The sequence below is a fragment of the Geomonas sp. RF6 genome (assembly GCF_021044625.1).
Classification (GTDB): Bacteria; Desulfobacterota; Desulfuromonadia; order Geobacterales; family Geobacteraceae; genus RF6.
The window spans coordinates 4,192,529-4,207,710 of sequence record NZ_CP087999.1; the positions used below are offsets into that span (position 1 = coordinate 4,192,529).

Annotated in this window: 9 protein-coding genes; 5 read left to right on the forward strand and 4 right to left on the reverse strand. The window is 62.3% G+C overall.

Features of this window, described 5'->3' with window-relative positions; genetic code table 11:
* Positions 1-3: 3 nt before the first annotated feature.
* From LPW11_RS17945 to LPW11_RS17960, 4 genes are read right to left on the reverse strand one after another with little or no spacing between them, the layout of a single operon-like run.
* Positions 4-2,829 (reverse strand): hybrid sensor histidine kinase/response regulator, encoded by a 2,826-nt coding sequence (locus LPW11_RS17945; RefSeq protein WP_230995245.1) that lies wholly within the window; start codon positions 2,827-2,829, stop codon positions 4-6.
* Positions 2,829-3,278 carry a response regulator gene (locus tag LPW11_RS17950; protein WP_230995246.1) on the reverse strand — a complete coding sequence of 150 codons (450 nt, stop codon included), beginning with the start codon at positions 3,276-3,278 and terminating at the stop codon, positions 2,829-2,831. The genes LPW11_RS17945 and LPW11_RS17950 overlap by 1 nt, the downstream gene beginning before the upstream one ends.
* A 16-nt stretch (positions 3,279-3,294) precedes the next feature.
* Complete coding sequence (locus LPW11_RS17955) at positions 3,295-4,440, reverse strand: sensor histidine kinase (protein WP_230995247.1); 1,146 nt, start codon at positions 4,438-4,440, stop codon at positions 3,295-3,297.
* Positions 4,401-8,255, reverse strand: a complete 3,855-nt coding sequence (locus tag LPW11_RS17960; protein WP_230995248.1) for a PAS domain S-box protein — start codon at positions 8,253-8,255, stop codon at positions 4,401-4,403. Before LPW11_RS17960 ends, LPW11_RS17955 begins: the two co-directional genes overlap by 40 nt.
* Before the next feature lie 867 nt (positions 8,256-9,122).
* Here LPW11_RS17960 and LPW11_RS17965 point away from each other — a divergent pair.
* From LPW11_RS17965 to tagD, 5 genes are all read left to right on the forward strand, one after another.
* Entirely contained in the window at positions 9,123-10,175 is a 1,053-nt protein-coding gene (locus LPW11_RS17965) for a polysaccharide biosynthesis/export family protein (RefSeq protein ID WP_230995249.1), read from the forward strand.
* 115 nt (positions 10,176-10,290) lie between these two features.
* Positions 10,291-12,579, forward strand: coding sequence for a GumC family protein (locus LPW11_RS17970; RefSeq protein WP_230995250.1), 2,289 nt, complete (start codon positions 10,291-10,293; stop codon positions 12,577-12,579).
* A 17-nt stretch (positions 12,580-12,596) separates the two neighbouring features.
* Positions 12,597-13,340, forward strand: a complete 744-nt coding sequence (locus LPW11_RS17975; protein WP_230995251.1) for a tyrosine-protein phosphatase — start codon at positions 12,597-12,599, stop codon at positions 13,338-13,340.
* Positions 13,341-13,449: 109 nt separating this feature from the next.
* Positions 13,450-14,712, forward strand: a complete 1,263-nt coding sequence (gene rfbX, locus LPW11_RS17980) for an oligosaccharide flippase family protein (protein WP_230995252.1) — start codon at positions 13,450-13,452, stop codon at positions 14,710-14,712.
* Position 14,713: 1 nt separating this feature from the next.
* Positions 14,714-15,178 carry a glycerol-3-phosphate cytidylyltransferase gene (gene tagD / locus LPW11_RS17985; protein WP_331001576.1) on the forward strand — a complete coding sequence of 155 codons (465 nt, stop codon included), beginning with the start codon at positions 14,714-14,716 and terminating at the stop codon, positions 15,176-15,178.
* Positions 15,179-15,182 lie beyond the last annotated feature (4 nt).

Below are 15,182 nucleotides of genomic sequence, written 5' to 3' on the forward strand. Positions count from 1 at the left end.
GCCTCAGTCGCGCTCCTTGGCGCCGCAGCAGGGGGGCACCCCCAGACTCTCCAGCACCCTCCCTATCTCCGCTGCAAGCTGCTCCTGGAGCGGCCTCGCCTTTTGCAGCTCCTGTTCCTTCCCCGCCAGCTCCAGCTGTTCCGCGAGGCACCTCGCCGTTTCCGCCCCGACTACCATGACAGCCCCCTTCAGCCGGTGGGCTGCCTTCTCCAGCGCATCGTGGTCCATCTCCTCCACCGCCTTCCGGACGTCCGCCAGCTGCAGCGCCGCGTTCTCCCTGAAGGTCGCCACCACGCACTCCAATATCTCGCTACTCCCCCCGACCTGCCGCAGAATGACCTCCGTGTCTGCGGCGGCCCGCGGGCGCCGCTGCATCCAGAGCGCCACCTTCATGATCAGGTCGTCGGCGGAGAAGGGCTTCGACAGGTAGTCGTCCATTCCCGCCTCCAGGCAGCGCTCCCGGTCCCCCGGCATGGCGAGCGCAGTGAGGCCGATGATCGGGACGTCGCACCCGCACTCCCTGATCCGCCTGGAGGCCTGCAGGCCGTCCACCCCCGGCATCTGCACGTCCATGAGGACGACGTCGAAGATCCCCTCCTCGATCGCCTCCAGAGCCTCGGCGCCGTTCATGACGGGGGTGACCTTCGCCCCCGACCTGCGGAGCATCGCCTCGGCCACGGTCAGGTTCACCGTGTTGTCCTCGGCAAGCAGAACGCGGGTGCAGAAGGGGAGCTGGCGGACCGGCTCGGGCTGCGGCTGGTCCCGCACGACGGTCGTCTCGCCGGAGCGGAAGGAGCGGACCTTGTACACCGCCTCCATGAGGGCGGCGGGGCGCACCGGCTTTATGATGTACGCCACCATCCCCATGTCCCGCGCCCGCCGGGCCCCCTCGCCGATGTCTTCCGAGGTGAGCATCATGATGCCGAGCTCTGAGATCGGGAAGTGCGCCCGCAGCTCCTCGGCGACCTGGAAGCCGTCGATGTCCGGGAGGTTCATGTCCAGGAGGGCGAGCTCGAACGGGGTGCCGGCCGCGGCCGCCTCCGTCATCATCCTCACCGCTTCCCTGCCGGCGGCGGCGGTCTCCACGAGGGCGCCGCGCTGCGAGAGCCAGTGCACCAGGAGCTGCCGGTTCGTCTCGTTGTCGTCGAGAACGAGGGTGCGCAACCCCTCCATCTCCGTGGCGACGAGCTCCCGTTCCCTCTCCCGCCCGCTCCTTTTCAGCTCGATCTCGAAGATGAAGGAGCTCCCCGTTCCTTCGGTGCTTTCCACCCAGATGCGCCCCCCCATCTGCTCCACCAGCCGCTTCGTGATGGCGAGCCCGAGCCCCGTCCCCCCCTGCGAGCGCGCCATGGAGGGGTCGACCTGGGTGAAGCTGTTGAAGAGGAGGGAGAGCTTCCCCTGCGGGATGCCGATCCCGGTGTCCGTGACGGAAAAGGTGATGCGCCAGCGGTTCCCCTCGGCAGGCGCGCCCCGCAGGCGAACCACGATCTCCCCCTCGTCGGTGAATTTCACCGCATTCACCGTGAGATTGGTGAGGATCTGCCGCAGCCGCAAAGGGTCGCCGAAAAAGAAGGGGGGGAGCTCACTGTCTATGTCCAGCGAGAGCTCCAGCCCCTTTCTGTGCGCGTGCAGGGCGAGCATCTCCACCACCTTTTCCAGGGCGTCGCGCAGGTCGAACTCCACCTCCTCGAGCTGCATCATCCCCGCCTCGATCTTGGAGAAGTCGAGCACGTCGTTCACCACGGAGAGGAGGACCTCGGCGGAATTCCTGATCATCTGCAGGTACTGCTGCTGGAGCTGGTTAAGCTCCGTCTCCAGCACGAGGTCGGTGATCCCCAGCACCCCGTTCAGTGGCGTGCGGATCTCGTGGCTCATGTTCGCCAGAAAGGAGCTTTTGGCCACCGCGGCCTCCTCCGCCGCCTTTTTGGCCTCCACCAGTTCCGCCTCCACCATCTTCTTGTTGGTGATGTCCAGAAGGACTCCGGTCATCACCTTCGGCTCGCCGGTGAACTCGCCGCGGGTCATCACCCAGCGCAGCGAGCCGTCCGGCAGGACGATGCGGTATTCGAAGTTGTACGGCCGCCGCCCCGCCAGCGCCTCGTGGAGGTTCGCCGCCAGCATCTCGCGGTCATCGGGGTGGATGATGGAGAGGTAACGCTCGTGGGTGAGGGGCTGGTCCTCGGGGAGGTGGAAAAAGGTGTAGCAGTGGCTATCCCAGATCCGCTCGAGGGAATCGGGGAGGTAGCGCCAGGTGCACATCGCCGCCGCCTTCAGGGCGACTCTCAGCCGGTCGTCGTGCAGGCGCAGCGCCTCGTTCGCCTCTTTCAGGCGGACCTCGTTGTGCCGCAGCGCCTCGTTGGCGCGCTCCAGGAGCTCTGTGCGCTCGTGCACCAGATCCTCCAGGTGCTCCCGGTACTTCGCGAGTTCCTCGGCGGTCTGCCTGCGCTCCCGGCGCACTGAGGCATCGCTCAACTCCCGCTCCAGGGTCGGGGCGAGCCGCGCGTAGTTTCCCTTCCGGATATAGCCGTGGGCGCCGCCCTTTATGAGCTCGGCGGCGAGTTCCTCCCCGATCGCCCCGGAGACGAGGAGAAAAGGGATGTCCCCCTTCGCCTGCACCATCTGCAGCGCATCTGCGCCGTTGAAGCCGGGGAGGTTGTAGTCGGAGATCACTGCGTCCCACCCCCCCGCTTCCAGCGCCCTCTCCAGCTCCTCCTTCGTCTCCACCCGCTCGAATTGCGGGGCGAAGCCACCTTTTTCCAGCTCACGCACGATGAGGAGCGCGTGGTCCTCTACATCCTCGACGATGAGGAGGCGGATCGCTTTACCCATTACTTCCGCTCCAGTACCGGCGGCTCGTTAAGGACGAGCCAGTACAGCCCGGTTTGTTGCAACGCCTCGGAGAGCTTCGTGAAATCGACAGGCTTCCGAATGTAGCTGTTGCACCCGAGGGCGTAGGCCTCGGTGATGTCCCGGTCCTCGGAGGAGGTGGTCAGTACGACGACCGGGATAAGGCTCGTGCGCGGGTCGTTGCGCATCCGTCGCAGGACGTCGAGCCCGTTTACCTTCGGAAGCTTCAGGTCGAGAAGGACCACCACCGGCACCTCTGCGGTGTCGCGGTCCTGCCATTGGCCGGTACCGAAGAGGTAGTCGAGCGCCTCGACGCCGTCTTCGGCGATTACCAGGTTGTTGACGATATTCCCCTTCATGAAGGCGCGCCTGGCGAGCTCCACGAAGTCCGGGTTGTCGTCCACAAGGAGTATGGTGCTGTTGTAGTTCATGACGCCCCCGGTACTTTCAGATTTCGAGCGTGAAAAAAAATGCCGCACCCTTGCCGACCGCCGCTTCCGCCCAGATCGTGCCGTTGTGCCGGTGCACGATGCGCTGCACGATGGAGAGCCCGATTCCGGTGCCGGGGAAGTCCTTCTCCAGGTGCAGGCGCTGAAAGGGGGAAAAGAGCTTGTCGGCATAGGCCATGTCAAAGCCGGTCCCGTTGTCGCGCACGAAGTAGACGACCTTTCCGTCGATTTCGGTGCTTCCGAACTCGACGACCGCGTCGCGGGTCTTGCCGGTGAACTTCCAGGCGTTCCCCAGGAGGTTGTCGAAGAGGACCTTCAGCAGGTCGGGGTCGCCGGTTGCCTCGACCTCCTCCTGGATGCGGATCTCGACGACCCGCTCCGGCTCTCTGCTCTGCAGCTCCGAGACGACGCGGGAGGCGAGGGCGGAGAGGTTCACCCCCGTGGCGGTGAGTTCGCTGCGGGTGAGGCGGGAGAGCTTCAGGAGGTCGTCTATGAGCTGCGCCATCTTCTGCGTCGCCACCCGCACCCGCCGGAGATAGTCCTTTCCGCGGTCGTCGAGCGAGTCGCCGTAGTCCTCCAGGAGCGCGAGGCTGAAGCCGTCGATCGACTGCAGGGGAGTGCGCAGGTCGTGGGAGACGGAGTAGCTGAACGCCTCCAGCTCGCGGTTTGCCGTGTCGGTCGCCTCCTTCGCCTTTTTGAGCGACTGCAGCCCCTCGTTTATCTCCCGGTTTGCCGCCTCGCTCTTCAGCCGCTCGGTGTCGAAATCCTCCAGGATGTTCAGCATGGCCCGCTGGTTTTCCTCCAGCCCCTCGCGCTCCCTGGTGGAGTCCTCCAGGATGTTGGTGAGCGCCCGCTGCGTTTCGTTGGCCATCTCCCTCTCGGCGGTGGCGTCGTCCAGGATGTTCATGACCGCGCGCTGCATCTCTTCCAGCTGCGCCTTCTCCTGGGCCGCATCGTCGAGGATGTTCAGGATGGCGTGCTGGGTCTCCTCCAGGAAACCCTTTTCCTCCTCGGCATCCTCCAGGATGTTGAGCATCGCGCGGCTGAAGTCCTCGGCGCTCCTCTGCTCCAGGGAGATCTCCTTTTTCGCCGCGGGATCCTTTTTCAGCCCCTCATAAGCTGCTGTTGGTGTTGGGTCCGGCATATCTCCCTCTCTTTCCGGAGCTCCTCGATCTCTTTCTTGAGCTCCACCATCTTCAGCTCGCGCCCCACGGTGAGCTTCTGGAAGCGCTCCAGTTCGGCGAGGCGCTCCAGTTCGCGGGCGCGCTGCTCTTCACGCGACCTCTGCTCGGTGACCTTCGCCTCCGCCTCCCTCTGGGCGGTGACGTCGCGGGCCGCGGCAAAGACACCGAGGACGTTTCCTGCGGCGTCGCGGTACACGGAGGCGTTGTAAAGGACGCTGGTGAAGCGCCCGTCCCGGTGCCGGATGGTCAGCGGGTAGTCGGTGACGTACCCCTTGGAGAAGACCTGCTCGTACCCTTCGCGCGCCTTCTCCGGCTCCGTGAAGTAGTCGGAGAAGTCGGTGCCGATCAGTTCCTCCCGCGGCACCCCGGTGACCTTCGCCGTCGCCTCGTTCACGTCCGTTATCTTCCCTTCCAGGCTGATCGTCACCAGCGGGTCGAGGCTCGCCTCGATGAGGGAACGGGCATACTGCGAGGCGTAGCGCAGCTTCTCCTCCGCCTGCTTCTTCTCGGTGATGTCCGTGCTCATGAGAAGGTACCCGATCGGGTTCCCCGCGGAGTCGTTCCTGCGGGTGACCACGACGCTCGCCACGAAGCGGGAGCCGTTCTTGCGCACCCTCTGGAATTCACCTTCGGCAAGCCCCTTGTCGTAGGCGGTCTTCAGCATCCTTTCCACCACCCCTGCCTCGATGTCCTCGGGGGAGTGCAGGACAGTCGACTCCTTCCCGATGATCTCCTCCTCGTTGTAGCCGTAGTTGCGCCGGGCCCCCTCGTTCCAGGAGAGGATCCGGTAGTTCAGGTCCTTGCCGATGATGGAGTACTTGGTGGAACTCTGCAGGATGTTGTCGAGGAAGTTCTTCGTCTCCGCGAACTCCCTCATGACCCGCTTCGTCTCGGTCACGTCGCGCGCAGCCGCGAAGACGCCGAGGACGTTCCCCTCCACATCTCGGTAGACGCTTGCGTTGTAGAGGACATCGGTGAAGTGGCCGTCGCGGTGTCTGATGGTGAGGGGGTAGTCCGTGACGAACCCCTCGGCGAAGACCCGGCGGTACCCCTCGCGCGCCTTTTCCGGCTCGGTGAAGTAGTCGGAGAAGTCGGTCCCGACGAGCTGGTCCCGCTCGAGCCCGGTCACCTTCACCGTCGCCTCGTTCACGTCCATGATCTTCCCTTCCGGGGAGATGGTGACGAGGGGGTCGAGGGAGGCCTCGATGAGGCTTCTGGCGTACTGCGCGGCATGGCGCTGGGCGGTGACGTCGCGGGCTGCCGCGAAGACCCCCAGCACGTTGCCGGTGACGTCGCGGTAGACGGAGGCATTGTACAGGACGTGCACCAGCTGCCCCTCTTTGTGCCTGATGGTGAGGGGGTAGTCGGTGACGAAACCTTTCGCAAATACCTGCTGGTACCCCTCGCGCGCCTTCTCCGGCTCGGTGAAGTAGTCGGAGAAGTCGGTGCCGACGAGTTCGTCACGTTCGACGCCGGTAACCTTCACCGTCGCCGCGTTCACGTCGGTGATCTTTCCTTCCGGGGAGATGGTAACGAGCGGGTCGAGGGAGGCCTCGATGAGGCTTCGGGCGTACTGGGCGGCCTGCCGCTGAGCGGTGACGTCGCGGGCTGCGGCGAAGACGCCGAGGACATTGCCGTGCACGTCGCGGTAGACGCTCGCATTGTACAGGACGTCCACGAGCTGCCCGTCGCGGTGCCTGATGGTGAGCGGGTAGTCGGTGACAAATCCCTTTGCGAAGACCTGTTGGTACCCTTCGCGCGCCTTCTCCGGCTCGGTGAAATAGTCGGAGAAGTCGGTCCCCACGAGCTCGTCGCTCGCCACTCCGGTGACCTTCACGGTCGCGGCGTTCACGTCGGTGATCTTTCCTTCCGGGGAGATGGTGACGAGCGGGTCGAGGGAGGCCTCGATGAGGCTTCGGGCGTACTGCGCGGCCTGGCGCTGCGCGGTGACGTCGCGTGCGGCTGCGAAGACGCCGAGGACGTTCCCCTGCACGTCGCGGTAGACGCTCGCGTTGTACAGGACGTCCATGAGCTGCCCGTTCCTGTGCCTGATGGTGAGGGGATAGTCGGTGACGAAACCCTCCGCGAAGACCTGCTGGTACCCCTCGCGCGCCTTCTCCGGCTCGGTGAAGTAGTCGGAGAAGTCGGTGCCGATAAGTTCGTCCCGTGCCGCGCCGGTGACCTTCATGGTCGCCTCGTTGACGTCGGTGATCTTCCCTTCGGAGCTGATGGTGACGAGGGGGTCGAGGGATGCCTCTATGAGGCTTCTGGCGTACTGCGCGGCATGGCGCTGGGCGGTGACGTCGCGGGCGGCCGCGAACACACCGAGCACGTTGCCGGTGACGTCGCGGTAGACGGAGGCGTTGTACAGGACGTGCACCAGGTAGCCGTCCTTATGCCTGATGGTGAGTGGGTAGTCGGTGACAAATCCCTTTGCGAAGACCTGCTGGTACCCCTCGCGAGCCTTGTCCGACTCGGTGAAGTAGTCGGAGAAGTCGGTGCCGATGAGCTCGTCGCGGGCGACCCCGGTGACCTTCACGGTGGCGGCGTTTACGTCGGTGATCTTCCCTTCCGGGCTGATGGTGACGAGGGGGTCGAGGGAGGCCTCGATGAGGCTTCGGGCGTATTGTGCCGCGTGGCGCTGTGCGGTCACGTCGCGTGCCGCCGCGAAGACGCCGAGGACGTTCCCCTGCACGTCGCGGTACAGGCTCGCGTTGTAGAGGACGTCGGTGAGCTGGCCGTTTCTGTGGCGTATGGTGAGGGGGTAGTCGGTGACGAACCCCTCCGCGAATACCCGCAGGTACCCCTCGCGCGCCTTGTCCGATTCGGTGAAGTAGTCGGAGAAGTCGGTGCCGATGAGCTCGTCACGGGCGACCCCGGTAACCTTCATGGTCGCCTCGTTGACGTCGGTGATCTTTCCTTCCGGCGAGATGGTGACGAGGGGGTCGAGGGATGCCTCGATAAGGCTTCTGGCGTACTGCGCTGCGTGGCGCTGAGCGGTGATGTCGCGCGCCGCGGCGAAGACGCCAAGGACGTTGCCGCGACTGTCGTGGTAGACGCTTGCGTTGTAGAGGACGTCGGTTACGTTGCCGTCCCTGCGCCGCATGGTGAGGGGGTAGTCGGTGACGAACCCCTTGGCGAAAACCTGCTGGTATCCGAGGCGTGCCTTCTCCGGTTCCGTGAAGTAGTCGGAGAAATCGGTGCCGATAAGCTCCTCCTTTGGTACCCCGGTCGCCTTCGTCGCCGCCTCGTTCACGTCCATGATCTTCCCTTCCGGAGAGATGGTGACGAGGGGGTCGAGGGACGCTTCGATGAGGCTTCGCGCGTACTTGAAGGTAGTGAGCTGCTGCTCCTCTTCCCGTTTCTTGCGCGTTATGTCCCGTGCTATGGAGGCGGCGCCGGCTATCTCGCCGGACGGTGAGTAGATGGGGGAGATACTGAGGGAGATGTCGATGATCTCGCCGTCCTTTTTGCGGCGCACCGTCTCGAAGTGCTCGACCCGCTCTCCGTGGCGCACCCTGGCGAGCCTGTCGTTGTGCTCCTCCCGGTCCGACTCGGGGATGAGGATCGATATCGGCTGTCCGACAATCTCCTCGGCGCTGTAGCCGTACAGCCTCTCCGCCGCACTGTTGAAGGTAAGGATGAATCCTTCGGGAGTGGTGCTGATAATGGCGTCTTCGGAGGAAGAGACCAGGGAAGCAAGGAGAGCGTCCGACGCTGCATTCCCCTGTGCAGGTCGTGCAGTCGTTGCATCATTTTCATGATCGCTATTCATCCGCATGTCCTCTATTTTGAAAGACCGACCGTCGGCCTGTGGTGGCGCTTCAGTCGCACGTTCAGAGAAGGGCGATGCGGACTCGCCGCAATCGCCGGAAAGCGGGAACCAGAACCATCATAGCAAAGTTGGAATTTAAGGTCCTAGTGTAAAAATGGCAGGTAAAGTGGCCGGAACTGCGACATTTTCTTTCTTGAAATCCCGAAAAGACGAGGGGGTAGGGGGGCGGTACGTACATGTGGTAGTGGGAAATGTAGGCCGGGATAAGCGAAGCGTTCCCGGCAGTCCACATCCGCCCCCGGGTACTTCGAATTACGGGAACCACGATTGTGTGCTCTCAGAGGAGTAAGCGGGTAACTACGTCCCCCCGTTGTTCACCTCATAATCCGGGCAAGCGCCTCGTCCAGAGCGGGAATGAACGCGACGTCCGTTCCTTTAGCAGAGGAGGAGCCCAGACGTCCCCTCCCTTTCAAGGGGAGGGACAGGGTGGGGATGGGGTAGCGGTGGTCAGGTGGGGCGACCCCATCCCCCTCCTCTCCTCCCCCTTGAAAGGGGAGGAACGCGCTGCCGACTGCTTTTTTTCCCATCTGCGGTCGCGGTTCCACCCGTTTCGCGGCGTCTGCAACTACCCGAATTCGTGGCATTAATTGGCGTATTTTAAGCCGGTTTCGGCATTATTTCTTTGACTTGGGGTGGCCCGAGGTGGTAAATGATTAACCGCTTTTATAGCGGTAGTTGCCACTCTCTCAAGCAGTCCGATTGATTGTCTCGCGCGGAATTCCTCCCTTCATTGGCTCGCGTCTGTTCAATTACCCGCTGCACACTGTATACATCACTGCCGTTTTCTACAGTCTTGGATGTAATGTAATGACGACCACAATGCGACTGTCCCGTTTTCATTTCTTTTTTATCCTGTCCATACTCTCTCTCACCGGCTGTGCCACCTACAAAGATATAGCGCCCGGCACCCGCACCCCGATCTACTCTTCGGCGGTGGTCTCGACGGAGAAGGTCACCGTGGAGACTCTCCCCCCCGAGGCCGCGCCCGCGCGCGATTACCGCGTCGGCCCCGGCGATATCCTCCTCATCGACGTGAACGGGAGGCCGGAGTTCATCGTCGCGACTCCCGGCAACAACGGGAAGGCGCAGGGGAGCCGGGTAGACGGCGCCGGGAACATCCATCTCCCGATGGCGGGGGCGGTGCAGGTCGGCGGCCTCACCCTCTCCGAGATCGAGGGGAAACTCTCCGCCATATTCAGGAAGTATCTCCAGAACCCCTGGGTGGTCGCCGAAGTCCTCGAGTACAAGAGCCAGCCGGTTTACCTCTTGGGGCAGTTCCGCGCCTCGGGCACCTACTACATGGACCGTCCTTTGACCCTCCTCCAGGGGATAGCGCTCGGAAACGGCTTCGACAGCACCGCGAGCCTCTCCGGGGCGCGCCTGATCCGCAACGGCAAGACTCTCCCGGTGGACATCTACAACCTCCTCCAGGGGGGGGACACGACGCAGAACGCCTGGCTGAAGGGGGGGGACACGATCTACATCCCTGACAACAGGAACCAGCAGGTCTTCATCTTCGGCGCCGTGAAAAAGCCCGGGCCGGTCCCCATCACTCCGGGGGGGCTGAACCTCGCACAGGCGATCGCCAGCGCGGAGCTGCGCGAGACCGGATACGACTTCCATCACGTGCGCATCATCCGCTCCATCTCCGCCACCCGCGGCGAGCTTCAGGTCGTCGACTTCGACAGGGTGCTGCGCGGCCAGGCGCTGCCGATCCCGCTGGAGCAGGGGGATATCATCTACGTTCCCAAAAGCGGCTTTGGCACCTGGAACGACGTCATCGCCGACATTCTCCCCTCCCTGCAGACGGTCAGTGCAGTCCTGCAGCCGTTTGTCTCCATCAAGTTCCTGAAGGAGTAGGGTAGGGCGGAAACTCCGTCGCGCCGCACCCGCGCCGCGGAAAGATAGATTTCAATGCATTTTTGCCGGAGCGACAGGGGATCCACCTGCCTCCGGTTGTTTTAGAGGGCTCTTCATGAACCAGCAGCTACCGATGCCAGTCGCAGAGGAAATCCACCTCCAGGATTACGTCAACGTAATCGTGCGGCGCAAAGGCACCTTCGTCACCTCCTTCATTGCTGTCTTTGCAGGGGTTGCCCTCTTCACCTTCCTCTCACCTCCGCAATACGAATCTACCGCGACCCTCTTTGTCAAGGACAACAAGGGAAAGGTCGGGCAGATGGGGGATCTCCTCCTCAACAACGCCACCCCGGTCGACTCCGAGCTCGAGATCCTGAAATCCCGCTCCAACATGGAAAAGGTGGTGGCGCGGCTGCACCTCGACTGGAAGATCGACAAGCGCTCCTCCTCCGACGTCGACTGCAAGCTCCTCGAGTTCAGCTCCACCGCGAAGGAGCCGGTGTACCGGATCGAGATCACCGCCCCCGGCGCCTATACGGTAAAGGACGGCGACGGGAACCTCATCGGGTCCGGCACCGCGGGGTCGCTCCTGCGCGCGAAAGGGGTTTCCCTCCTCATCACGGATCTCAAGGGGGAGAAGGGGGATTCGTTCCGGCTTTCGCTCCTGCCGTTCAACGAGACCGTATCCCTTCTGCGCAAGGACGTGAAGGCACAAGAGGTGGGGAAAAAGACCAATATAATGGCTGTTACCTACCGGGACAACGACCGGCAACTCGCCCGCGACGTGGTGAACACCCTCGTGCAGGCCTATCTCGACCAGGGGCTGGTGCTGCGTGCCGAAGAGGCGACCCGCACCGTCGGATTCGTCGAAGAGCAGCTCCAGGGGATCAAGAAGGAGCTCGAGGGGGCCGAGCAGAACCTCGAGGCGTACAAAAGCACCTCCGGCGTCATCCAGCTCGATGCGGAAGCACAGAACCTGATCACCACCCTCTCCGAGGCGGAGAAGCAGAAGGCGCTCGCCACCCTGCAGAGAAAGCAGGCGGAATTCGCCCTTACCTCCCTGAAGGAAACGAAGCGCAGGGGAGGGGACTACTCTCCTTCCGTCATGCGGGAGGATCCGGTTCTTGCGGGGATGGCCTCGAAGCTCGCCGAGCTGCAGGTTCTGAAAAAGGGGCAGCTCTCGGAAAGCACCGCCTCCCACCCGGGGGTGAAGAGCGTGCAGGCGCAGATAGAGGAGTTGGAGCAGAAGATCCAGGCGACGTACGAGACGACGCTCAAAAACGTCCAGAAGCAGGAAAAGGACATAAGCGGGGAGATCTCCCGCCACGACGCCCAGTTGAAGAAGCTGCCCGCTGCAGAGAGGGATCTCGCGCGCCTGACCCGCCTGGCCAAGGTGAATGCCGACATCTACACCTTTCTGTTGCAAAAGCACGAAGAGGCGCGGATCGCGAAGGCGTCTACCATAAACAACATAAGTGTGGTCGATCCCGCCATCGCCGCGGATCTCCCGGTCTCCCCGAAAAAAGGGAAGAACCTGGCGCTCGGCCTTATCGTGGGGCTCATGTGCGGCGTCGGCCTCTGCTTTTTCAAGGAGTACCTGGACGACACGGTGAAGGAAGCGGACGAGGCGCAGCGCCTCCTCTCCCTGCCGCTTCTGGCGGTGGTTCCCTTCATCTCCAGGAAAGAGGGGGCAGAAGCGCTGGTGACGCACCTCTCCCCGAAGTCCCCAGCCTCGGAGGCCTTCCGCTCCTTGCGCACCGGGCTTCATTTCTGCGCCGTCAACAAGGAGAAGAAGGTGCTGCTCGTTACCAGTACCTTCCCGGCAGAGGGGAAGTCCACCGTTGCCTCCAATCTCGCCATAACGCTGGTGCAGGCGGGATCGAAGGTATTGCTGGTGGACTGCGACCTGCGCCGTTCCACGCTGCACGAAAAGTTCGGCTGCGAAAACGGATACGGGCTCACCGGTGTTCTTGCCGGCGATACGACCCCGGACGCCGCCATAAAGGGTACCTCAGTGCCGGGGCTCGACCTGCTGACTGCAGGTGTGGTGCCCCCCAATCCGGCGGAGCTCCTGGGATCTGAGTCGATGAAGGCCTTTGTGGAGCAGATGCGCGGCAGGTATGATCATGTGATCATCGACGCGCCTCCCGCCCTCGCGGTAACCGACGCGCCGGTGCTCACCCAGGTGTCCGACCTCGTCCTGATGGTGCTGCAGGCCGGCAAGGTGCCTGCGAAGGCAGCGCACCGGGCGAAGGAAGTGCTCGCCACCTCCGCCGCGCCGGTGGCCGGTCTCGTCCTCGCCGACCTGCGGAAGAGCTCCGTCGGGTACGGATACGGGTACGGTTACGGGTATGGCTACGGCGCAGGCGCAGAGAAGAAGAAGCCGTGGTGGCGCATCCTCTAGGGGCGGCAAGGATCTCAATGGTCGACTATCACAGCCACCTTTTGCCCGGAATTGACGACGGCGCCTATGCGCTGGAGGAATCGCTCGCCATGGCGCGGGCCCTGGTGGCTGTCGGGTTCACCGTCGCGCACTGCACGCCGCACCTGATAAAGGGCGCGTACGAGACCGCGCCGGGGCGGGTGAGGGAGCTGACCGCGATCCTGCAGAAGCATTATGACGAGGCAGGGATCGCGCTAAAGCTCGTGCCGGGGACCGAGCACTATCTCGACGAGTACCTGGGGGATTTTCTTGATGAAGCGGTGACGGTGGGTGAATCCCGCTGTCTGCTCGTGGAAGCGCCCTTCAGAGCGTCAGCAGATGTCGTTGCCGCACATGCCGATCACCTGCTGCAGCGAGGATTCGTCCCCCTCTTTGCGCACCCAGAGCGGTGCGCGGCCTTTGCGCCAGCCTCCTCCGGCGGAGGATTCCTCTCCGGTATTTTGGGGAAGCGGAAAGGCCCTGTGGTAGAGGGGACGCTCCTGGCAAAGCTGAAGGAGCGCGGCTGCAGGTATCAGGGGAATCTCGGAAGCTTTGCCGGAGTGTACGGCGAGGACATCCGGCAGCGGGCCATTCTCTTCCTGGAAAATGGCATCTATTCCTGCCTCGGCAGCGATGCCCACCGCGTCGACCGGCTGGAGGCGGTTCTGCGCCGCGGGATCGCGACGGTGGAGGAAGCAGTAGGGAAAGAGGGCGCTGCCGCTCTCCTGCAGTGGCGCGCCTGACGGCACGCGCCGGTGCGTTAGTGAAGACAATTGAACAGGATCAGGCGAGCCCAGGTGGTGCTTCTGCGCCGCTGTTCATCGGCTATAGTAGATTTTTCGAAGGAATGTAATGGTCTCCAGCATAAAGGCGGTTTTCGGCAAGGAGGAGTATGCACGGCTTGCCTCGAATCTCTTCTCTCTTTCCACGTTGCAACTCGTAAGTTATGCCCTTCCGCTGGTTACTCTCCCGTATCTCGTTCGAGTGCTCGGCGCTGAAAAGTTCGGGCTGCTGATGTTTTCCCAGTCGTTCGTGACGTACCTGGGAATCCTCGTCGACTACGGATTCAACCTCTCCGCCACCCGGGAAATTTCCATCAACAGGGAGAACAGGGCGAAGGTGACGGAGATCTTCTCCGCCGTGATGACGATCAAGATGTGTCTCTTGGTGCTCTCCTTTGTCATCCTCTGTGCCACGGTCTTCGGCTTTGAGCGCTTCCGGCATGAGTGGGAGGTGTATTTTCTCTCCTTCACCCTTGTGGTGGGGCAGGCTCTGTTCCCCGTCTGGTACTTCCAGGGGATGGAGAAGATGAAGTTCATGACCTTGCTGAACATCTTCGCAAAGGTCTTTTTCACGGTGATGATCTTTGTCTGTGTCAGGAGGGAAGGGGACTACCTGATCGTCCCGCTCCTCAATGGGCTCGGGTTCATCATTTCTGGTCTCGGCTCCCTGTGGCTGGTAATGAAGAAGATGGGGCAGCGCTTCACCTTCTGCGCGCCCGCGGTGCTGAAATCCCACTTGAGGGAGAGCTCCGAGTATTTCTTTTCCCGCATTTCCGTCTCGGCCTACACCTCGAGCAATGTCTTCTTCCTGGGGCTGATCACCAGTCATACGATGGTCGGCTACTACGCCATCGCCGAAAAGATCTACAACGCTTTGCAGCAGGGGTATCAGCCGATCGTACAGTCTCTGTACCCCTACATCGCCAAGCAGCGCAATATCCGGCTCTTCAAGAAGCTCTTCGCCTACGCCAACTTCTTCAACTTCCTCCTCGTCGGCCTTCTCTTTCTCTCGGCAGCCCGGGTGATCCGGATCGTCTCGGGGCACTCCATTGTGGAAAGTACCCTGGTGCTGCAGATTCTTCTTGCCGCATCCCTTTTTGTCGTGCCGTCCATCATGCTGGGTTACCCCTTTCTTGCCGCGCTCGGGCACAAGCGCATTGCGAACTATAGTGTCATCCTCGGGGCGCTGCTGCATATCATCGTCCTCTCCATACTCGCCGTGCTGGGGAAGATGACGGTCACCAGCGTGGCGGCCATGGTCCTGATCACGGAGTTGATAGTTCTTTCCATCAGAAGCTACGGTGTGCAGAAATCAAAATTGTGGAATTGCTAACATGAGCTCAAAAACTGTCATTACCTACGGAACTTTCGACCTCTTTCACGTCGGGCATCTGAATCTTTTGCAGAGGCTGAAGGCAATGGGCGACAGGCTGATCGTCGCCGTATCCACCGACGACTTCAACTCCCTCAAGGGGAAGAGAACCCTGATACCGTACGAGCAGCGGGCAAAGATCGTGGAAAGCATCCGCTACGTCGATCAAGTAATACCCGAATGCACCTGGGAGCAGAAGGTCGAAGACATAAAGAAGTACGATGTGGATCTTTTCGTCATTGGAAATGACTGGGAAGGGAAATTCGACTTTCTCAAGGAGCACTGCGAGGTTCTCTACGTGGATCGGACGCAGGATATCTCCAGCACCGAGCTGAAGTCGTCCCTGAAGTCGTTCTTCTCAGTGCCGAAAGAGGAGATCATCAGAGCCCTCGACATACTGGAACAGCTGAAGAGAGATCTGGAATAGGCAG

Excerpts from the sequence above, each read along its gene's own strand:
- LPW11_RS17945 (WP_230995245.1), bottom strand. The coding sequence starts at position 2,829 with ATGGGTAAAGCGATCCGCCTCCTCATCGTCGAGGATGTAGAGGACCAC.
- LPW11_RS17950 (WP_230995246.1), bottom strand. The coding sequence starts at position 3,278 with ATGAACTACAACAGCACCATACTCCTTGTGGACGACAACCCGGACTTC.
- LPW11_RS17955 (WP_230995247.1), bottom strand. The coding sequence starts at position 4,440 with ATGCCGGACCCAACACCAACAGCAGCTTATGAGGGGCTGAAAAAGGAT.
- LPW11_RS17960 (WP_230995248.1), bottom strand. The coding sequence starts at position 8,255 with ATGAATAGCGATCATGAAAATGATGCAACGACTGCACGACCTGCACAG.
- LPW11_RS17965 (WP_230995249.1), top strand. The coding sequence starts at position 9,123 with ATGACGACCACAATGCGACTGTCCCGTTTTCATTTCTTTTTTATCCTG.
- LPW11_RS17970 (WP_230995250.1), top strand. The coding sequence starts at position 10,291 with ATGAACCAGCAGCTACCGATGCCAGTCGCAGAGGAAATCCACCTCCAG.
- LPW11_RS17975 (WP_230995251.1), top strand. The coding sequence starts at position 12,597 with ATGGTCGACTATCACAGCCACCTTTTGCCCGGAATTGACGACGGCGCC.
- rfbX (WP_230995252.1), top strand. The coding sequence starts at position 13,450 with ATGGTCTCCAGCATAAAGGCGGTTTTCGGCAAGGAGGAGTATGCACGG.
- tagD (WP_331001576.1), top strand. The coding sequence starts at position 14,714 with ATGAGCTCAAAAACTGTCATTACCTACGGAACTTTCGACCTCTTTCAC.